Raw genomic sequence first — 21,731 nt, forward strand, 5'->3', positions numbered from 1 at the left:
AATTATTTAGGAGTGATTTATGTCGAGTTTAACCATGCGACCGTGCGGAGATTTTCGCACCAGCTATAAACAAGATAATACAATTTTTGAAACAAAAACTATCCGTTGGGTAACCATCTTTACCATCATCGCATTGTGCTTTGCACCGTTATTGGTTGATGGCTATTTTATTACCTTATTAATTCAAATATCTTATCTGGGTATTGCCGCCTTAGGATTAAACATTTTGGTGGGGTATACCGGGCAAATATCCCTAGGTCATGGGGCATTCTTTGGTTTTGGCGCGTTTGCTTCAGCTTGGCTTAATACCAGTTTTAATATTCCTGTGTTTTTATGTATACCGTTAGCGGGCTTCTTAACCATGGGTGTGGGCATGATGTTTGGTGCTCCAGCCGCGCGTATTAAGGGCTTGTATTTAGCCATAGCAACTTTAGCTTCACAGTTTATTATTGAAGATTTCTTTGCTCGTGCTGAGTGGTTCTCTGGTGGTGCTGCAGGCTCTATGGCAGACCCTATTTCTTTATTTGGTTTTGTTTTTGATACTGATCAGAGCTTCTACTACGTTGCACTGTTTTCATTAGTATTTATGTTTATTTGGGGTTGTAACCTAATGCGTAGTCGAGATGGCAGAGCTTTTGTTGCCGTTCGTGATCATTATTTATCAGCTGAAATTATGGGGGTTAACCTTAACAAGTATCGTTTACTTTCATTTGGTATTTCATCTTTTTATGCTGGCATTGGTGGTGCTTTATATGCCCACTATTTGGGTTATGTGTCGGCAGAGGGGTTTACCATTATGATGTCAATTCAATTCTTAGCAATGATCATTATTGGTGGAATGGGCTCAATTAAAGGAACCCTGATGGGCGTTATCTTCATGGTGTTCTTACCTGAAGTTTTAGAAAGTGGCGTTGGCCTAATGAAAATGACCGACTGGGGCAATATTCCTATGGTGGTTGATGGTTTAGCGTATATAAAAGAAATGGCAATTGGTTTGGTCATTATTGGATTTTTAATTTTTGAACCTGAAGGGTTAGCTCATCGTTGGGCGCAAATTAAAAACTATTGGAAATTCTATCCATTTGCTTATTAAGCCTTTGAACAAAGGGTTAGTGAGTAGGGAGAATAAAGCGCAGTTAGTTAAATGGGGAACAGGATTGAACTAACTGTGTAATGTAAAAAAGTAATTATAACAATAACGTTTCCCTTTATTACCTAGTTATATCGGTAAAAAGGGAAAATAACTAAATAACAAGTTGAGGAATTCACATGAGAAAAGTTATCAATAAAAAATTATTACTAAGTTCAGTTGCTGCGAGTATTGCGTTAAGCGTAACGAGTCAAGTTCAAGCTCAAGACTCTGTTTTTGTAGGTCATTTAGCTGATATGTCAGGTCCAACTGCTTTTGTTGGTAAAAACTACGCTGATGGCATCCGTGACTCACTTGCTTATATTAATGCAAATGGTGGTATTAAAGGCACTAAACTTGAGTCAGAAACTATTGATTATGCGTACAAAGTTCCACAAGCTATTGCGGCATATAAAAAATGGAAGTCGCGTAAAAAAATGGTTGCGATGCAAGGTTGGGGCACAGCTGATACTGAAGCGTTAATTTCGTTTGTTGCCCGAGATAAAACCCCAGTGTTTTCTGCTTCATATTCTGGTCACTTAACTGATCCTACCGGCAAAAATCCGCATACAAAAAAACCAGCACCTTATAATTTTTTCTACGGTGCATCTTATTCAGACGCTTGTCGTGGTTTAGTACAGTGGGCGGCGGATGATTGGAAAAAGAAAGGCGCTAAAGGCCAACCTAAATTTACTCATATTGGCGCAAACCACCCATTCCCTAACGCACCAAAAGCAGCATGTGCTGAGTATGCAACTGAGTTAGGTTTTAATGTGTTACCACCGGTGGTTATTTCTATGAAACCAGGTGACTTTAAAGCACAGTGTTTAAGCATTAAAAGCTCTGGTTCAAACTATGGCTATATTGGTAATTTAGGTGGCTCTGTTCTGTCACTTGTTAAATCATGTAATACCGTAGGCGTTGATATTCAATTTATGTCAAATATTTGGGGCGGCGATAAAAATGTATTTAAAGCAGCAGGTGAGGGCATCAAAAATTACATATTCCCAACTATGACACCGTTTTGGAATGATGATGTACCAGGGATGAAGTTAGTACGTGAAATTTCAAAAATGTCAGATAGCTCTGGTAAAAAAGAGCGCGTTCATCACTATATGCGCGGTGTTTGTTCAACCTACTTTATGAAAGAAGCGATGGAATGGGCGAAAGATAATGGCGGTATTACTGGTGAGAATGTCAAAAAAGGTATGTATGCTAACAAAAATTGGGTGCCAAAAGGACTTGAAGGCGTATGTTTAGCGGCAAATTGGACCCTTGAAGATCACCGAGGTATTAACCAAGTGAACATTTATAAAGGTAATTATAACGGCGGCGATATTAAAATTGAGCAAGAGTCACAAGTTACGCTCAAACGTCGTGATGATTGGTTAGGTTACTAATTGTTAACTGTTTAGAAATAGCAGCGGCGTGATCGACTTAATGTGTTATTTCGATTAATTCGCTGCAAGCAAGCAAGCAATGAAGCAATAGACAACTGATTTTTTACAAATAAAAGTTGTCGTTGCTTACATGTTGCTAAACCCATTATTGAGAAGGTCGATACTTACGCTCTTAGTCGATAAGTATTGGGCTCAACGGAGTATAAATATGTCACAGGCGGCAGTAAAAATTCAAACAGCCTCGCCAATGTTATCAGTTAATAATATTGAGGTGGTTTATGACGAAGTTATTCAAGTGCTTCGAGGCGTATCATTAGACGTTCCAGAAGGTGACGTAGTGACCTTGCTTGGCCCTAATGGTGCGGGTAAGTCTACAACACTAAAAGCAATATCAGGTTTACTGCGTAGTGAATATGGTGAAGTCACTAAAGGTGATATAACCTTTATGGGTGAACGTATTGATACTAAAAATGGTGAAGATGTTGTTCGAAGTGGTCTGATACAAGTGATGGAAGGTCGTCGAATCATCGAAGATATGACCTCGATTGAAAACTTAAAATTAGGTGCTTATACCCGTAATGATTCACAAATCAACCAAGATATTGAAATGGTATTTAATTATTTTCCAAGGCTAAAAGAGCGCACAGGTTTAGCGGGTTATCTATCGGGAGGTGAGCAACAAATGTTGGCCATTGGCCGTGCATTAATGGCACGCCCTAAAATGATTTGTTTAGATGAGCCATCTATGGGCTTATCGCCATTACTCGTTAAAGAAGTGTTTGGTATAATTAAAAAGATCAATCAAGATCAAGGTATTACTATGTTGATCGTTGAGCAAAATGCTAACTATGCAATTAAAGCTGCAGATTATGGCTACATTATGGAATCAGGTAAAATTGTACTTGATGGTACCCAAGAGCAGCTATTGAGCAACGAAGATGTAAAAGAGTTTTATTTAGGTGGCGGCAATGAAGAGCGCAAAAGCTTCAAGAACTTGAAATCGTATAAACGTCGTAAACGTTGGTTATAAAAAACGCTAAATATTATCGCTAATACTTTACTCTATAAATAGGGTGCTTCCACAATAAGTTATTAATTTACATATGGTTACCATTAACCACTTGCTTTCTAAATTAACGAGTTATCATGAAAAATTTTTTTTACGAACGAGAGTGTCAAAATCCGCAATTACGTGAGCAGTCTCTTTTGGCACGTTTACCCGCTTTTATTAATTATGCCAAACAAGAATGCCAGCATTATGAACAAATTTTACAACATATAGATGCTGAAGAAATCACAACGCGAGCATTGTTGGCTCAATTGCCCATTACGCGCAAATCAGATTTATTAAAGCTTCAGGCTAAAAATGCTCCTTTTGGTGGGTTAAATGCTAAAACTGCAAATATAAGTCGAGTGTTTCAATCACCTGGGCCTATTTATGATCCTGAAAATACAAGTGATGATTGGTGGCGAATGGGACAAGCTTTTTATTCTGCAGGGTTTAGAGCCGGTGATGTTGTTCAAAACTGCTTATCCTATCATTTAACTCCTGGTGGTTTCATCCTTGATTCAGGTGCTAGAGCCTGTGGTTGTTTGGTTGTTCCTGCAGGGCCAGGACAAACTGAGCAACAACTAGATATCATTGAGCACTTAAAACCTATGGGGTACAGCGGAACCCCGTCTTTTTTAAATATTATACTTGATAAAGCAAAAGCCGAGCAGCGCGACATCTCCAGTATAACGAAAGCTCTATTGACCGGAGAGGCTCTACCCAAAGCACTAAGGCAAACGTTTAGTGATGCAGGTATAGAAGCACTTCAAGCATATGCAACAGCTGATATAGGGTTAATAGGCTTTGAATCTCAAGCGGATGATGGCTTAATTATTGCCGAAGACTTATTAGTAGAAATAGTCCGACCGGGCACATTAGAGCCGGTTGCCGATGGTGAAATTGGTGAAGTGGTCGTGACTAGTTTTAATGTCGACTACCCCCTGATTAGATTTGCTACCGGGGATTTGTCTGCTGTGAAATCAGGAGAAAGTGCTTGTGGTCGAACAAATATGCGTATCAAAGGCTGGTTAGGTCGTGCTGATCAGACTACTAAGGTTAAAGGTATGTTTGTTCACCCACAACAAATTGAACAAGTTCGTCAAAGTTACCCCGGTATTGCTAAAATGCGTCTATCGGTCAGCCAAGCTAATTATAATGATCAAATGCACTTACAATGCGAATTTGATACAAGCGCGCTTACGGAAGCTGAAATTGATACCGCTAGTGAAAATATCAGCTCCAGTTTAAAAAAAATCACCAAACTAACAGGAACTGTTGAGTTTGTTGCCTTAGCATCATTAGCTGATGATGGCAAAGTGATAGATGATCTTCGTCCTGTTGATTAGTAAATATTATGAGAGGTTGGATGTTTGTCCAATAATCACATAGTGAAATAGTTAAATAAATTCATCCCTGCATAGTATAGCCAAACCAGCTTGAGCTTGGCTCCAGTAATTAAACAGGGTTATAAACTTGTCTAGAGAACATCATCATTAATAAAAGGAATACTTATGAAGCAAAAGGCATTTCAAGATTGTTACCCAGAAGAGCTGAGTCATTGTTTTGGTTGTGGAAAAAATAACAAGCAAGGCCATCAACTGAAAAGCTACTGGCAAACTATTGATAAAGAAACAGCATTAAATAGTCGCACTATTGCGCATCATACCCCCAGTGAGATCTATACTGCTATCCCAGGTTTTGTATATGGTGGCATGATTGCCTCACTCATTGATTGTCATGGCACAGGCAGTGCATCAGCTATGGCTTATTTGTCTCAAAACCGTGAAATGGGTAGTTTGCCCGCGTTGCGGTTTGTTACTGGTGCCTTAAATGTTAGCTATTTAGCGCCAACTCCCCAAGGTGTAGAGTTAGAGTTGATAGGAGAGTTTAGTGAAGTCAAAGAACGCAAAATTATTGTTGATATAACTTTATCAGCCAATGACGTTATTTGTGCAAAAGGTCAAGTTATTGCGGTGCTCATGCCTGCTAGTATGAGTCAGTCGTGATACTTAATAAACTAACTTATTTTACTTGTTTTATATCACCGGTCCATTTGGATAGAATTTGTTGATAAGTTCCATCTTGATGAACCATGTCCAAATTGGTTTTAAGTTTATCAATAACGCTTTTATCCGTGTTGATGTTACAAGCGAGATAAAAATTTAGTGGTAAACTTTCAACCTCAATAACTCGCTGAAGTAGCGACATAGAAATTCCAGCAAGTTTGGCCCTGTGTGGGATGGTAATATCATCGACTACTATAAAGTCAATTTCTGGTCGGGTAACCAGTAAATTTATCAATGATTCTGAATGATGAAGCACATAGAGATTTTTGTCTTCTGTCAAACCAATATTTAACATGCCGGTATGAGTGACATCTGCTTTATTGACAGCAGTGGTGTATTTTTTTAAATCCTCAAGGGTGGTTATTTTACGTCCATTTTCATTACTTTTTAACGCATAAACAACCGCATTCGTTTTTTCAGTGATTGGGCCAATCCAGCTAAATAATGCTTCACGACTGGGTATTTTAGCGATAGAGAAAATACAGTAATTACTTTTCTTTAGAGCTATATTGTAAGTTCTCACCCAAGGGTAGCCATGCAAAGTATAACTTATGTTGGCACGGTTAAATACTTCACTAACAACGTCAACGGCAAAACCTGTTACAGATGAATCATGATGGATCATTTGATAAGGAGGTAAATGCTCTGTTACCAAGGTTATTTGAGATTGGTCAGCTAAACAGTGCTTACTAACACATAGTAAGGTAATTATGACAGGTAGTATTATTTTCATTCTTTGCATACAGAGCTAAGGTTTGCCAAATCAGTATTCTAAGTATTCTACGGTTTAGCATACCCTGTTTAACTGATACCGTCTATTGCTGCTATTATAATCACAGGTTAGTATCAAAAAAGCTCCATGCAATAAAACGGCTAATCTTCTGTCCTTGCGCCATTTTTATTACCTTAAACTGTGATACTTTGGCTTTTTTAAGGCTAAGCTTTATTTTAGAGAGATGATCTTTATTTGAAACTAAACAAGTAAACCATAATACTTGTTTATGAAAGCCAATACTTTCTTTAATCATTTGTCTGATAAACGCTAATTCCCCCCCCTGACACCAAAGCTCGGCACTTTGTCCACCAAAATTAAGGGTATTCTTATTAAAATTTTTAGCAGATTTATTTAAGTTGTGCCATTTGCGTGTTGTACCCGCAGTAGCGTCATCTATGGACTTGTGAAAAGGGGGATTACACAGAGTTAATTGATAAAACTCTCCGGCTTTAATAATGCCTTGAAAAATGTGCTTAGCGTTTTCCTGCAATCGGCACTGTACTTTTTTAGTAATATGGCTATTAGCGCTAACATTGACAGAAGCCGTTTTGACTGAAACGGGATCAATATCAGAAGCAACAAAGTGCCAGCCATATTCTGTAGCTCCTAAAATAGGATAAATACAGGTAGCACCAGTACCAATATCAAGTACCTTAACTTTACTCGGCATGTTAATAGCGGCTAGATTAGTAGCCGAGTGCTTTAAGAGATCAGCCAAATAATGAATATAATCAACCCGACCAGGAATGGGGGGGCATAAATAGCTTTGGGGGAAGTCCCAATGGCTGATGCCATAATAAGATTTCAACAGGGCGCTATTTAAGGCTTTTACCGCCTCGCTATTACTAAAGTCTATGGTTTCCTTTTGGTTGAATTCATTTTTTTTAATGAGCACTGATAAAGCAGGATAAGACTTTATTAAGCGAGTAAAGTCGTAACCGTGGCGATGTTTGTTACGAGGGTGCAAGGCTGTTTTGGTTGTCATTATTTAGGTTTTTCGCCAATTTTAAAATAGCCATTACTGGTAAACTGTACTACTTGTTGTCGTTTTTTCCCCATTAGGATAGGGCCATCATCCATAAATAGAAAATTTTTCCAACACCGTTTAAATGTTGTCCAAGTGGTTTCGATTACATTATCTCTAGCGCTACAGTAATAAACAACCGTATTATTATCCCATGCTAAATGATTGCTGATTAATTCAGGTAGACTGGACTCATTACTATCCCAGATACCTTCCCATTTTCCTTGCTCTTGCCAGTTACTTTTATCAAACGGCCAATCTCCTTTTTTGAAAAAATCAGGATGATCCACTTGCCGACTGATAAAGGTATCCCAAACCACATTCGCGCGCTCTTTAGTCATGGGTTTTATATTGGCTAAATCGCTTTGGGCAATAGGTAAACTTTTATGTTTAAAGATCCAAGCATTTTTTAACTGTTCTAGTGGGAGGTAACTCATCAATTAGGCTCTGATTTGGGAATGAAAAATATAGGGTATGTTGATCTTTCAATTGTGAATTATACTTAGATGTTAAAAAATTAATAGATTAACTAATTCAATAGAGCAAATAAAAGCGGATTTAAATACAAAAATTACAAACAACATTGTTTGTAATTTTTTAACAAGTACCACTTTGAAGTCGAGAGTGCTTATCTGTTGTTCATACGTTATATTCATAAAGGTTATTTTCTAAACCATTAAACTCCATTGTACTTTTAAAAGTAAACCCCATTTTTCTCAATAACTTATTTGAAGTTAAGTTAAGCGGAAGAGTAACAGCCAATATTGTTGTTAAGTTATGAGTGTGAATTTCTTTTTTTATGATAAATTCAGTCGCTTCTGCGGCATAACCGTAACCACAAAATTCAGATAAAAAAGCAAAACCTAGATCAGGGAAATCTAGCGTTGATCGTTTAAGTAATCCACACATTCCAATAGGTTGGTTAGTTTTACTTACGCTAACGATATAAGTACCAAAACCAAATTTTTTATAACTTGAAATTGGCCCCTTGTTAATATAATTAACGGCGTCCTGGGTTGTTCTTACATTTTTATCACCGATAAATTGGATAAAAGATTGGTCATTCAATAACTGAATAATAAATTCAGCATCATAACTATTAATCTGTCTGACAGTTAACCTCTCGGTTTCACCGATTACATCCATAAAAAGTCCTTGGCTATTTTTTACTAAATATACTGTATCAGTTTGACAATTGAAAATTATTCTTTTGCCAAGCCAAGCCAAGCCAAGCCAAGCCAAGCCAAGCCAAAGTTAGCATATTTACTTTTCTTTACTTGATCAATTAAAGATTATACTATTTAATTAATCGGTTGATTAATTAAATGGGCGTAGGCAAATGACAGCAGTAAATTTAACGAAAGGTCGGCCAATAGATATAGATAAACAAGCTATTCAAAAGGGTAAATTATTAAGCTCGGCAGAAGTACTACTTGCCGAGAAACCCTATGCTAATATCTCTATCAGAGAAATCGCATCACACTCAGGTGTTAACTCCGCGATGGTGAGTTATTACTTTACTAATAAAGAAGGTTTATTTATCGCTTTACTGGATGAAATGTCGAAAAAGCATTTTGTTGTCATGCAAACTATCGCTAATTCACCGGAGCCAATAAAGACGTTCATAGAGACAATATTAACCATGTTAAATAAGCATAAAGGGTTGGCGCGTTTAATCCACGATGAGTTTTTAGCAGGAAACTCTATGTTAAGTAATGCCTTTATCGATAAATTCCCTCGAAAAATGGCAAGTTTTATACCTCAGTTGATCAAAAAGCATACCTCAATTGAAGATGAGCGCACGGCTAAGTATGTTGCCTTTTCTTTGGTAACTATGCTGATTACCCCATTTATCAATAAGTCAATTCGTCAACAAGCTTGGGGAATTAGTGATGAAGAGCTCAAAAGCCCGCTTTGGGCTGAGCATATTTATCAGCAATTTATTTTTGGCTGTCAGCGATTTGAACACAATATAGCGATAAAAAAAGATGTTTCCCTTGAGGGTTTTGCAGGGGCTAAGTGTCCCAAAGGAGCGGCAGATGAATAAACTCGAACAGCCAAAAAGCAAGGTGATGTTAACTAAAAAGATTGTTTTACCCATAATCGCCTCAATCGGCTTAATTATCATGATTGCCATTATCAAACTTCAACCTAGTATGAAACATGAGCTAGCAACCTCTGTGGTCACCCCGGTTAATTATGTGGAGGTTATCTCGCATGTTATCTCGCCACAAATTATTGGCTTTGGCGTGATAAAACCGGATGTTTCACTGCAAGCCAAAGCTGAAGTTTCTGGGCGCATCACTTATATTCATCCCAAACTTAAAAAGGGAGAGATATTTGATAAAGGCACTTTATTATTGGCAATTGACGATAAAGATTACTTATTACAATTAAAGCAGGCGCAAGCTGACTTATTAGTAAATAAAGCCAATTTGCAAGAGATGACGCTGACCATTGCCAATAATAAGCTTGAGCTAGACTTAGCATTAGAAAAATTACAGGTGAGTGAAACAGAATATGCGCGCATGCAAAAGTTAAATAAAACTGGCGCTGTTTCAAAATCATCACTCAACGCAGAAAAGCAGAATTTGCTCAGACAAAAACAAGAAGTACAACAACTAGAAAATAAAAAAACGACTTTACCTTCAATGCTTGAGGTAATGAAAGCGCAACTAGAGATCGCAAAGGCAAAACTTGAAAAAAGCCAACGAGACCTTGCTCGTACTAAAATTGAGATGCCCTTTAATGGCAGGATCAGTAATGTTTACACTGAACTTAATCAATATGTAAGTGCAGGGGGGCTGGCAACAGCTGGACAGTTATTTGATGCCTTTAGTTTGAATAAAGTGATTATAAACGCGCAATTTCCGTTGGCACAATTTCGTTTGTTTGCACAAAATTTCAATACCAATACCAATACCAATACCAATACCAATACCAATACCAATACCAATACCAAAGTAACTGCGAGTAATGATATCCCCTTCAAAATGAAATCTGTGTTGCAGTCACTAGGTTTAACCGTGATGGTTGAAGACCCAAGTGGTTTTTTTAAGCCTTGGCCAGCCAAAGTAGAGCGCTTTAGTGATAATTTAGACGCTAAAAGCCGAACAGTTGGTTTAATTGTTAGTGTTACCGATAGCTATAAAAATATTCTTCCTGGCAGCAGGCCGCCATTGCTTGAAGGTATGTATATGAAGGTGGTGTTATCAGGAAAACCCAAACCAATGCTAACTTTGCCTCGGTTCGCACTCCATGGTAATGAGCTGTTTATGGTCAATAAACAGGACAGATTGCAACGAGTTATGCTTGAGCAATTGCAATACCATGGTGATTTATTACTGATTGAACCTGCAAATTTAAGTGCAATTAAAGCGCAAGATAAAGTCATTACCTCAGATGTGTTCCCTGCGGTAAATACAATGCCTGTCCAACCCATGCTTGATCAGAATGTGAGTAAGCAAATGGCACTATGGTTAGGTGCTGAATCAGCAAATGAATATAAGGCTGGAGAAAAGTTATGATCCGTTTTTTCTCGGTTCATCCAACCGCTGCTAACTTATTAATGATGATATTACTGGCGATTGGCTTGCTTACACTGCCGCAAATCAAACGAGAAACATTTCCGCAGGTGAAAGCGTATTCAGTACAAGTGCAAGTACCCTATCCGGGTGCAACTCCGTTAGATGTAGAACAAGGGATTTGTTTAACCTTAGAAGATGCGCTTGATGGTATTAGTTTTGTTGAAGAAAAAACATGTCAGGCCCGGCAAAATATCGGCATCATGACGGTAAAAATGTATGAACAAGGTAACTTTACCAAATTTTTAGATGATGTTAATAGCGCTGTAGATGGTATTAGTGATTTCCCAACTGAGGCAGAAAAAGCTGTTGTTAGTGAAGTGGGGCGTGTACAAAGTGTTATCTCAATAGCCCTCACCGCGCAATTACCACGCGCTGAATTAAAAACGCTAGCAGAGCAAATTAAGCAGCGGTTATTGCGTCATGACAACATCCCTTTAGTGGATATCCAAGGATTTTCAGACCGTCAATTGTTAGTCTCTGTGCCTAGTTACAATATCAGGCGCTATGGATTAAGCATGCAAGATATTGCGAGTATTATTGCTAAACAAGATGTTGATTTACCTGTAGGCACTATTGAAACTCACTTTCAAGAAACGCAGTTACGTTTTTCTGATGAACGAAGAACCGCAGCAGATCTAGCTAGCATTGTTGTAATGAGTGGGGCTAATGGTAACGATGTTTTGTTGGGCGATATTGCTAAAATCAGTGACACTTTTGAACTTGCCGAAGAGAAACTCAGCTTTAATGGCCAAAATGCGGCTGTTCTAGCCATTAGTAAAAACACCACCGATGACAGTCTACGTGTGCTTGAAGCAGTTGAAGAAATGTTGATAAAAGAACGGGAGCGATTACCTAAAAATGTTGGATTAACACTAACCCAAGATGCAACCAGCATTGTTAAAGACCGAATAAAACTATTATCTACAAATGCTTGGCAAGGCTTGATTCTGGTTTTTGCGGTAATGTGGCTGTTTTTCACTTTCCGCTATGCTTTTTGGGTGGTTATGGGCTTGCCGGTCTCTTTCCTTGCCAGTATGTATTTTTTAAATCATTTCGGTATCTCTATTAATATGTTTTCCATGGTCGCGTTATTACTGTCATTGGGCATTTTAATGGATGATGCTATCGTTATCTCGGAGTCAATCGGCAGCCAGATTAAAAAAGGTTTGTCGCCGGTGAAAGCATCTATCGAAGGCACTAAAATTGTGGCTCGTGGGGTTATTTCTTCATTTTTAACTACCGCCTGTATTTTCACTGGATTGATTTTTATTGAAGGTGACTTAGGACAAGTACTCAAGGTAATTCCAATTGTGTTACTAACGGTTATCTCAGTATCACTCATTGAAGCATTTTTGATCTTGCCACACCATTTGAATCATTCATTGTCTAAGGTTGATACAAAGGCTGCCTCGCCTTTTCGAGTTAAATTTAACTATCAATTTGAACGATTCAGCGATAAAACCGCTAACTTGGTTAAGCAACTTATTCGTTTTCGCTATGCCTTTTTAGGGGGTGTGATCGCATTATTTTTAGTTTCTCTGAGTATGTTAGTTTCAGGTGTTTTAAAGTTTTCTGCTTTTCCTAATATAGAAGGGGATATGGTTCAAGCACGTATTTTAATGCCTTCAGGTACACCATTAAAACAAACTGAAGCGGTTGTTAAACAATTACGATCAGCCTTAGATAAAACCGCAGAGCATTTTCAGCAGTTTGAACAAGCCCCTCTTATTCGTGCGATCAGTGTTAGCTATAATGAAAATGATGATGCCTATGAGCTTGGTCCACATTTAGCGACTATCAAAGTGGACTTACTCACAGCTGAATCTAGAAACACTAGTACTCAACCATTTATTAATTATTGGCGTGAGGCTGCAGGAGTAATTGCGCAGGCACAGACAATATCGTTTAAAGAGCCAGTAATAGGGCCCAGTGGTAAGGCGATTGAAATTCGCATTAAAGGTGATGATTTTGCAACATTATCAAAAGCCTCGTTTGAATTGCAACAGTGGTTAGCCGGATATGATGGCGTTGATAATGTGTTTGATGATTTGCGGCCAGGCAAGCCCGAGTTTTCTATTACGTTAAAGGCTGGTGCTGCAAATCTTGGAATTGATGCGCAAACTATCGCCAGTCAAATGCGAAGTGCATTTCAGGGCATTAAAGTGTTAGAAACAAATGTCGGGTTAAACACCTTTGAAGTTACCGTAAAGCTTGCCTCAAGCTCTCGTGATGAATATCTTGATTTTGATACTTTTCCAATTGTTCACCCGCAAACTAATGCGGTTATTCCATTGACCAGTGTTGCTAATGTCCAATCATCAAGAGGTTTTGCTCGAATTAGTCGAGTTAATAATCAACGCACCGTAACAGTTTATGGTGATATTGATGTCGATGAAAATAATACTAAACAAGTGCTAGCAGATATTAGTCAACGATGGTTACCTCAATTTGAGCAAAAATACCCTGAATTAACGTTGAACTATGAAGGTGAAATTAAAAATGCTGGCACCACACAATTGTCTATGGTGCGCGCTTTTGTCGTTGGCTTGTTTGGTGTATTTGTACTGCTTTCATTTCAATTTAAAAGTTATGTTGAACCCTTCGTTGTGTTAGTTGCTATTCCCTTAGCCTTAATAGGGGTTATCTGGGGGCATTTAATCATGGGCTTACAATTTACCATGCCTTCGATGATGGGATTTATTTCTTTGGCTGGTATTGTTGTTAACGATTCTATTTTGTTAGTCGAATTTGTTAAAAAGCGCGTTCAGACAGGTTTAACGGTTCATGAAGCAGCAGTTAAAGCAAGCCGTGATCGCTTTAGAGCGGTATTGTTAACATCAATTACAACGATTGCAGGTATGACACCATTGTTATTTGAAACCAGCTCACAAGCACAAATATTAATACCGTTAGCTACTAGTATTGTCTTTGGTATTGCAACATCAACCTTGTTAGTTATATTTGTTATTCCATGTTTATACAGTGTATTAGAAGATTTTGGTATTGCCAAAGCAGCGCAGCCTAAGTTAGCAGAGAGTCAGCTAACAGTGCATGAAGCTAAAAACAGTTTACCCGTAAATAACCCAACAATATAAAAACAATTACTGGAGAAAATAATGGTTACCTTAAAAAAAACACTCGTCATCAGTTCGCTTTTGGTTTTAACGGGACTTAGCAATACATTACAAGCAAATAATACTGATCTAATACAAGCTAAAGAAGGAAGTTTAAAGCAAGTAATGCAGGGCTTATTAATAGATACGCAACAACTAACCAAAGCGATGTTAATGGAAGACTTTAAAACCATTGAAACCTTGGCGAACAACATTGCCAACCACCCTAAACCTAGTTTGGCAACCCGTATGACCTTGATGAAAGCAATGGGTAAGGAAATGGCAAACTTTAAAAGTAATGACGATGTCGTCCATGGCGCAGCCGTTGCCATGGCTAAAAATGCTAACCAGCAAGACCTTAAAGCCATAGCAGAAAATTTTCAAACCATGATAGGCGGCTGTATTAGCTGCCATAGTGAGTTTAAAACTAAAGTGGCAGCCATTTTAAAATAAATTATTATGCTCTAAGCAAAGGCACTAGTAATAAAATAGTATTAATATTTCTTTAAAATACTATGACTAGTGCCTTGCTATAGCTAAACAATTAATTTTGCCGTGGTATACTCCATTTAACTCATCATTGTTTACAGAAAAATATTCATGCTACCGCGTATTGATCATCAAACTCACCTTACCCCTCTTTATGATAATTTTGTTAGTGCATTAAAAGCGAAAACTTTCACCGGCGATATTAATGCCAGCTACAGTGCGCGTTTAGCGGTTGCTACCGACAACAGTGTTTATCAACAGTTACCGCAATTAGTCATTCATCCACGTAGTCAACAAGACATAGTAGTGTTGGCACAAACCGCAAGTGAAGCACACTTTAGTGAGATTAAATTTAGTGCCCGAGGCGGCGGCACTGGAACTAACGGCCAAAGTTTAACGCCGGGGATTATTGTTGATTTATCTAAGTTCATGAATAAAGTGCTAGAAATCAATGTGGAAGAAAACTGGGTAAAAGTTGAAGCGGGCGTGGTAAAAGATCAACTAAACGACTATTTACGTCCCCATGGGTTTTTCTTTGCCCCCGATTTGTCAACCTCCAACCGCGCTACAATTGGCGGCATGATAAATACCGATGCTTCAGGTCAGGGCTCGTTAGTTTATGGTAAAACTTCCAATCATGTACTGGCGCTGACATCGGTACTAGCTAATGGTGATGTACTCAATACCGAGCCGATGACAATGGCCCAAGCACAAGATTTAGCCAAGCAAGACAGTAGTCATGGCCAAATAACCAGACAAGTGCTCGCATCAAGTGTTGATAATCGCGGCCTTATTTTAGAAAAATTTCCGCGGTTAAACCGTTTTTTAACGGGCTATGATTTAGAAAATGTACTCCAAGATGAAGAAAATACCTTTGATTTAAGCCGCTTGATCACCGGCTCTGAAGGCTCATTAGCGTTTGTTTGTCAGGCCAAACTAAATATCACGCCAATTAGCCCTGCAAAAACACTCATTAACATCAAATATGATAGCTTTGACTCAGCGCTGCGCCACTCACCATTTTTAGTCAATGCCAAAGCAACGTCTGTAGAAACCATAGACAGCAAGGTACTTAATCTCGCTAAGCAAGATATTGTTTGGCACAGTGTCAGTGATTTGATAACCGATGTACCTGATAAAGTGATGGATGGTATCAATATTGTTGAGTTTAATGGTAGTACCGTTGAAGCACTGGCTGTGCAAGTTGAGCTATTAACAGCAGGGTTAGATGAAACTATTGCTAACCAAGAAAGCGGAGTTATTGGCTATCAGGTGACTTCTGATTTAAGCAGTATCAATAAGCTTTATGCAATGCGTAAAAAAGCAGTTGGACTTTTAGGAAACACTGACGGAAGTCAAAAGCCATTAGCTTTTGCCGAAGATACTGCGGTACCTCCTGAAAACCTTGCAGATTTTATTGCTGAATTTAGAGCGTTACTTGATAGCTACAACTTGCACTATGGCATGTTTGGTCATGTTGATGCAGGTGTATTACATGTTCGCCCCGCTCTTGATATGTGTGACCCTGAGCAAGAGAAGTTGCTTAGAACCTTATCTGATGAAGTGGTAAAACTGACCGCTAAATATGGCGGTTTAATGTGGGGAGAACACGGAAAGGGTTATCGCTCTGAGTATGGGCCTGAATTTTTTGGTGAAACACTATTTACTGAATTGAGAAAAATCAAAGCGGTTTTCGACCCTAAAAATAAAATGAATCCTGGAAAAATATGTACTCCACTAGATTCAACTGAGCAATTAGTTAGTGTTGATGATACCAAACGTGGCTATTTTGATAGACAAATACCATTAACAGTTAAAGATTCATTCAACGCGGCCATGGACTGTAATGGCAACGGACTATGTTTTAATTATGATGCTAGCAGCCCGATGTGTCCGTCGAGTAAAATAACTAAAGATCGTCGCCATTCTCCGAAAGGTCGTGCTGGGTTAATGCGTGAATGGTTACGCTTATTAGAAAAACAAGGGGTGGATGTTTTATCACTAGAGCAAGACATTAATCATTGGTCAGTGAAAAAGTTGCTTGATAGTACTATAAGCAAATTTAAAGTCACTTTTCTTGAAAAAAACGACAACAAAGATGATTTTTCTCATGAAGTAATGGCAGCAATGCAAGGCTGTTTAGCCTGTAAAGCCTGTGCTAGTCAATGTCCAATTAAAGTAGATGTACCTGACTTTAGAAGTCGCTTTATTAACCTCTATCATTCACGCTACCCTAGACCACTAAAAGATCATCTAGTGGCTAATGTAGAAATTTTAGCGCCACTTATGGCGAAAGCGCCAAAGCTGGTAAATCGAATTTTAAGCCTGAAAGCTTATGACAAGTTATCAGAAAAAACCATTGGCTATGTTAATACTCCTTTACTAAGCGTGCCAACGTTACAAAGCCAAGTCAAACAAGCAGGGTTTTCTGGTTTTGATTTAACCAAGCTACAGTCATTAACCGACAAACAACGTCAAGGATATGTACTGATTGTCCAAGACCCTTTTACCTCGTTTTATGATGCCAATACAGTACAAAGCATGATGACACTAATTCGTAAACTTGGTTTAGAGCCTATCTTACTGCCTTTTAAACCCAACGGTAAGGCACAACATGTTAAAGGTTTTTTAGCGCGTTTTGCTAACACAGCTAAATCATCAAGTGAGTTTTTAAATCAATTGGCAACATTGAATATTCCCATGGTAGGTATGGATGCTTCAATGGTGCTTTGTTATCGTGATGAATACGCGAAAATTTTGGGCGAAAAGCGTGGTGATTTTACTGTGTTATTAGCGCACGAATGGTTACTGACATTTATCAAAAATGATCCCAGCTTTAACCTTGAAAATAACCTCACTCAGCCTAGCTATAAATTATTTGCACATTGCACAGAAAAAACGGCTTTAGCAAATAGCGAAAACGAGTGGGTTGATATTTTTTCATATTTTGGTCTAACCCTAGAAAAAGTCAGTGTCGGTTGTTGTGGTATGGCTGGAACTTATGGCCATGAAAAGTCGAATTTAGCAAACTCGAAAGGGCTGTTTGATTTAGGTTGGCAACCTAAATTGGCATCATTGTCTACGGAACAAATTTTAGCGACAGGTTTCTCTTGCCGTTCGCAAGTTAAGCGTTTAACTGAGCTAAAGGCTAGACACCCCGTTGAGGCATTAGTTGCAATTTTAAAGTAAGTTTGATGTACCACAAACAATTGTTATGATAACAAGCCTATAGTGACTTTAATCGTTGATTAAAGTCACTATAGCTTATGTCAGAGCAGCGTTTAATTCAGTTATTAAAAATATCTATTGTTATCGGCTTATGTTTGATTTTAGTCGGTATATACCTACATAACTTCAGCGACTATATGCACTCGCTAGGTATTAAGGGTATTATTATCAGTGCTGTTTTTATCGCCTTTGGTCTGATATTTTCCTTGCCGACCAAAATGTATTTAACCTTCCTGCTTGTTAAACGTGAAGCAGAACAACAAGCAAGTTCAGATAAATCTATCGATAAAGGTTAAAAACTTACGCTAAAACCACTATTTTCCCTACATAAACATTGTTTTTCGTGTAAAATCATCTGCATTTTTTAAGTCTATTTACTAAACAATTATTTTATCAATAAAAATAAGTGTTTTTAGTCCCGTTTTAGAGGAAATCATGAGTTTAGACACCACCACTATAGATGGCATTGTAGCGCAGGCACAAAGTGCTATTCGTGAAGCCACAGATCCCAATACACTTGATCAAGTACGGGTTAATTTTTTAGGAAAAAAAGGGTTATTTACTGAGCAAATGAAAGGCTTAGGAAAACTACCTAAAGAAGAAAAACCTAAAATGGGTCAAATCATTAATATTGCCAAGCAACAAGTGCAATCACTATTAACCGAACGTGGAGAGTTACTGCGCGCTGAAGAAATTGCTAAAAAGTTGGCTGGGGAGTCAATTGATGTAACCTTACCCGGTCGCGGCACACAACTCGGTGGTTTACACCCGGTGACACGCACAATAGCGCGCATTGAAAGCTTTTTTGGCAATTTAGGTTTTGAAGTCAAAGCAGGCCCTGAAGTAGAAGATGATTATCATAACTTTGATGCGCTGAATATTCCTGAGCATCACCCAGCACGTCAAGATCATGATACCTTTTATTTTAATCCCAAATTAGTGTTGCGTACACAAACCTCAGGAGTGCAAATTCGCACCATGGAAGTGGAAAAACCACCCTTGCGTATTATTTCTCCGGGCAAAGTATATCGTAACGATTATGATCAAACCCATACGCCAATGTTTCATCAAGTAGAAGGGTTAATGGTTGATAAAGATGTTAGCTTTACTCATCTAAAAGGTATTTTGCATGACTTTTTGCATCATTTTTTTGAGGAAGAAGTAGAAATTCGTTTCCGTCCATCCTATTTTCCTTTCACTGAGCCGTCGGCTGAAGTTGATATTATGGGGAAAAACGGTAAATGGTTAGAAGTACTCGGTTGCGGGATGGTGCACCCCAATGTACTTAAAAGTGTTGGTATAGATCCAGAAGAATATACAGGCTTTGCCTTTGGTATGGGCGTAGAGCGTTTAACTATGCTGCGTTATGGCGTAAATGATTTACGTGCATTCTTTGAAAACGATCTTCGCTTCTTAAAACAGTTCAAGTAGGAAATACCAAAAATGAAATTTAGTGAATCTTGGTTACGTGAGTGGGTAAATCCTGCACTTTCATCTGATGAATTAACTCATCAAATCACCATGGCTGGTCTTGAAGTCGATGGCGTAGATCCCGTTGCGGGCGAATTTAGTGGTGTTGTTATTGGTGAAGTGGTTGAATGTGGCCCACACCCTGATGCTGACAAACTACAAGTAACCAAAATTAACCTTGGTGATTATGGTGACGGAACATTAGTCGATATTGTTTGCGGAGCGCCTAATTGTCGGGCGGGATTAAAAGTTGCTGTTGCTACAGTAGGTGCTGTATTACCGGGTGATTTCAAAATTAAAAAAGCCAAATTACGAGGTGCACCATCATTTGGTATGCTGTGCAGCGAGTCAGAAATTGGTTTAAGTGACAGTTCAGATGGTATTATGGAGTTAGCCGCAGATGCTCCTGTGGGTACTTGTTTGCGAGAGTATTTAGATTTAAATGATGTCACTATTGATGTTGACTTAACCGCAAACCGTGGCGATTGCTTGGGCATTAAAGGCTTAGCACGCGAAGTCGGCGTGCTTAACTCTCTTTCAGTATCAGAAGTTGCAATAAGCTCTGTAAAACCAAGTATCGATGATAAACTTGCTATTACCATTGATGCGGGTGAAGCCTGTCCTCGTTACTTAGGTCGTGTTATCAAAGGAATTAACTCAACAGCGCAAACCCCCTTATGGATGGTAGAAAAGCTGCGTCGATGTGGTACACGTTCAATTGATCCGGTTGTTGATATCACTAATTATGTGTTATTAGAGCTTGGTCACCCGATGCATGCATTTGATTTAGCAAAAATAGATGGTGGCATTAGCGTACGTTATGCGAATAAAGATGAAAAACTCACTTTACTCGATGAAAATGAAGTGACGCTTAACGAACAAACGTTAGTTATAGCTGATGCACCAGATCAAGGCTCGAGTAAGGCATTAGCTATTGCTGGTATTTTTGGTGGTCTTGATTCTGGTGTAACAAGTGCGTCAACGGATATCTTTTTAGAAAGTGCCTTTTTTGCTCCGTTAGCTATTTTAGGCAAAGCACGTCAATACGGTTTACATACCGATGCATCACATCGCTATGAGCGCGGTATTGATCCAACCTTACAGCATGAAGCAATGGAGCGTGCAACAGCGTTGTTATTAGACATTGTTGGTGGTCAAGCTGGTCCGATTGTTGAGGCTAGATCTGATGAAAACATTCCTCAAACTAAAGATGTTAGCTTACGTCGCGAAAAACTCGACAGTCGCATTGGTCATTATATTGAAGACGACAAGGTATCTGAAATTTTAACGCGCTTAGGCTTTGATGTTACTGAGAATGGTGAAGGTGATAACAAAGTGTGGCAAGTTGTTGTTCCCGCTTACCGCTTCGACATCAAAATTGAAGTTGATTTGATTGAAGAAGTTGCGCGCATTTTTGGCTATAACAATATTCCTAATATTGCTCCCAAAGCAACGTTAAAAATGGTTGCACAAAAAGAAGCTAACCTTTCTTTAGCTAAACTAAAACAAACATTGGTTAATCGTGATTATCAAGAAGCAATTACTTATAGCTTTGTTGATCCTAAAGTACAAAGTTTACTGCACCCAAATGAAGAAGTAATGACATTGCCGCATCCTATTTCATCTGAAATGTCTGTGATGCGTTTAAGTTTATGGACAGGTCTATTGCAATCGGTTGCTTACAACCAAAACCGTCAACAAGGACGAGTGCGTTTATTCGAAACAGGCTTACGTTTTGTACCTGATGAAACCGCTGAAAATGGCGTTCGTCAACAAAACATGATTGCTGGTGTTATCAGTGGTCAACGCGTTGATGAACATTGGGATATGGAAAAAGCAGCTACCGACTTTTATGATATTAAAGGTGATGTAGAAGCGTTACTCGCTTTAACTGGCGATGTGAGCGGATTTGAATTCTCAAAAGATGAAATTTGTGCTTTACACCCAGGGCAAACAGCAAAAATTACTAATGCGGGACAATTAGTGGGTTATGTTGGTGCCTTACATCCTGAATTAGAAAGAAAATTAGGATTAAACGGAAGAACATTAATTTTTGAGTTATTGTTGACTGAAATTTTAGCGCAAAAAATCCCTGAAGCCGTTGCTATATCTCGCTTCCCTGCCAACAGAAGAGACCTTGCAGTAGTAGTAAAAGAAGATGTGGATGCAAAAAAAGTACTACAACTTATTGAAAAGGTTGGCGGAAATCATTTAATTGATCTAAACTTATTTGATGTATACCAAGGTCAAGGTATTGAAGAAGGTTATAAAAGCCTTGCCATAGCCTTAGTATTACAGGATACGCATAAAACGCTTGAAGAAAAAGACATCACAGATGTTATTGATCGAGTCGTTGATTCCTTACAAACAGAGTTGAATGCATCACTGAGGGACTAAGC

At 38.5% G+C, this 21,731-nt stretch carries 17 protein-coding genes; 13 read left to right on the top strand and 4 right to left on the bottom strand.

What is annotated here, in order from left to right; translation table 11 throughout:
• Nucleotides 1-19 precede the first annotated feature (19 nt).
• From ABXG98_RS16885 to ABXG98_RS16905, 5 genes are all read left to right on the top strand, one after another.
• Complete coding sequence (locus tag ABXG98_RS16885) at nucleotides 20-1,093, top strand: branched-chain amino acid ABC transporter permease (protein WP_353539873.1); 1,074 nt, start codon at nucleotides 20-22, stop codon at nucleotides 1,091-1,093.
• A 176-nt stretch (nucleotides 1,094-1,269) separates the two neighbouring features.
• Nucleotides 1,270-2,529 (top strand): ABC transporter substrate-binding protein, encoded by a 1,260-nt coding sequence (locus ABXG98_RS16890; RefSeq protein WP_353539874.1) that lies wholly within the window; start codon nucleotides 1,270-1,272, stop codon nucleotides 2,527-2,529.
• Between the two features lie 208 nt (nucleotides 2,530-2,737).
• Nucleotides 2,738-3,559: an ABC transporter ATP-binding protein gene (locus ABXG98_RS16895; protein ID WP_502901568.1), complete on the top strand. Its 822-nt coding sequence runs from the start codon at nucleotides 2,738-2,740 to the stop codon at nucleotides 3,557-3,559.
• Nucleotides 3,560-3,675: 116 nt separating this feature from the next.
• The gene (locus ABXG98_RS16900) at nucleotides 3,676-4,926 is read left to right on the top strand and encodes a phenylacetate--CoA ligase family protein (protein WP_353539875.1); all 1,251 of its coding nucleotides are present in this window, start codon (nucleotides 3,676-3,678) and stop codon (nucleotides 4,924-4,926) included.
• A 165-nt stretch (nucleotides 4,927-5,091) separates the two neighbouring features.
• Entirely contained in the window at nucleotides 5,092-5,586 is a 495-nt protein-coding gene (locus ABXG98_RS16905) for a PaaI family thioesterase (protein WP_353539876.1), read from the top strand.
• A gap of 16 nt (nucleotides 5,587-5,602) precedes the next feature.
• On the opposite strand, the gene ABXG98_RS16910 is transcribed toward ABXG98_RS16905, so the two are convergent.
• From ABXG98_RS16910 to ABXG98_RS16925, 4 genes are all read right to left on the bottom strand, one after another.
• Nucleotides 5,603-6,379, bottom strand: a complete 777-nt coding sequence (locus ABXG98_RS16910) for a substrate-binding periplasmic protein (RefSeq protein WP_353539877.1) — start codon at nucleotides 6,377-6,379, stop codon at nucleotides 5,603-5,605.
• A gap of 100 nt (nucleotides 6,380-6,479) precedes the next feature.
• The gene (gene rlmF, locus ABXG98_RS16915; protein ID WP_353539878.1) at nucleotides 6,480-7,406 is read right to left on the bottom strand and encodes a 23S rRNA (adenine(1618)-N(6))-methyltransferase RlmF; all 927 of its coding nucleotides are present in this window, start codon (nucleotides 7,404-7,406) and stop codon (nucleotides 6,480-6,482) included.
• On the bottom strand, nucleotides 7,406-7,882 hold the full coding sequence (locus ABXG98_RS16920) for a DUF2947 domain-containing protein (RefSeq protein ID WP_353539879.1): 477 nt from the start codon (nucleotides 7,880-7,882) through the stop codon (nucleotides 7,406-7,408). Before ABXG98_RS16920 ends, rlmF begins: the two co-directional genes overlap by 1 nt.
• Nucleotides 7,883-8,084: 202 nt before the next feature.
• A complete protein-coding gene (locus ABXG98_RS16925) occupies nucleotides 8,085-8,591 on the bottom strand; it encodes a GNAT family N-acetyltransferase (RefSeq protein ID WP_353539880.1) in 507 nt (168 codons plus the stop codon).
• Between the two features lie 193 nt (nucleotides 8,592-8,784).
• Here ABXG98_RS16925 and ABXG98_RS16930 point away from each other — a divergent pair, with 193 nt between their 5' ends.
• From ABXG98_RS16930 to pheT, 8 genes are all read left to right on the top strand, one after another.
• Nucleotides 8,785-9,492 carry a TetR/AcrR family transcriptional regulator gene (locus tag ABXG98_RS16930; RefSeq protein ID WP_353539881.1) on the top strand — a complete coding sequence of 236 codons (708 nt, stop codon included), beginning with the start codon at nucleotides 8,785-8,787 and terminating at the stop codon, nucleotides 9,490-9,492.
• On the top strand, nucleotides 9,485-10,972 hold the full coding sequence (locus ABXG98_RS16935; protein ID WP_353539882.1) for an efflux RND transporter periplasmic adaptor subunit: 1,488 nt from the start codon (nucleotides 9,485-9,487) through the stop codon (nucleotides 10,970-10,972). Before ABXG98_RS16930 ends, ABXG98_RS16935 begins: the two co-directional genes overlap by 8 nt.
• Nucleotides 10,969-14,127 (top strand): efflux RND transporter permease subunit, encoded by a 3,159-nt coding sequence (locus ABXG98_RS16940; protein WP_353539883.1) that lies wholly within the window; start codon nucleotides 10,969-10,971, stop codon nucleotides 14,125-14,127. Before ABXG98_RS16935 ends, ABXG98_RS16940 begins: the two co-directional genes overlap by 4 nt.
• Before the next feature lie 21 nt (nucleotides 14,128-14,148).
• Complete coding sequence (locus tag ABXG98_RS16945) at nucleotides 14,149-14,598, top strand: cytochrome c (RefSeq protein WP_353539884.1); 450 nt, start codon at nucleotides 14,149-14,151, stop codon at nucleotides 14,596-14,598.
• 147 nt (nucleotides 14,599-14,745) lie between these two features.
• Nucleotides 14,746-17,823 (top strand): D-2-hydroxyglutarate dehydrogenase YdiJ, encoded by a 3,078-nt coding sequence (ydiJ, locus tag ABXG98_RS16950; RefSeq protein WP_353539885.1) that lies wholly within the window; start codon nucleotides 14,746-14,748, stop codon nucleotides 17,821-17,823.
• A 77-nt stretch (nucleotides 17,824-17,900) separates the two neighbouring features.
• Entirely contained in the window at nucleotides 17,901-18,158 is a 258-nt protein-coding gene (locus tag ABXG98_RS16955) for a hypothetical protein (RefSeq protein ID WP_353539886.1), read from the top strand.
• Between the two features lie 139 nt (nucleotides 18,159-18,297).
• Complete coding sequence (gene pheS / locus ABXG98_RS16960) at nucleotides 18,298-19,293, top strand: phenylalanine--tRNA ligase subunit alpha (RefSeq protein ID WP_353539887.1); 996 nt, start codon at nucleotides 18,298-18,300, stop codon at nucleotides 19,291-19,293.
• 12 nt (nucleotides 19,294-19,305) lie between these two features.
• Nucleotides 19,306-21,729 carry a phenylalanine--tRNA ligase subunit beta gene (gene pheT, locus ABXG98_RS16965; protein ID WP_353539888.1) on the top strand — a complete coding sequence of 808 codons (2,424 nt, stop codon included), beginning with the start codon at nucleotides 19,306-19,308 and terminating at the stop codon, nucleotides 21,727-21,729.
• Nucleotides 21,730-21,731 lie beyond the last annotated feature (2 nt).

This window comes from Colwellia sp. KU-HH00111 (assembly GCF_040362745.1).
In the GTDB taxonomy this organism is placed as follows: domain Bacteria; phylum Pseudomonadota; class Gammaproteobacteria; order Enterobacterales; family Alteromonadaceae; genus Colwellia.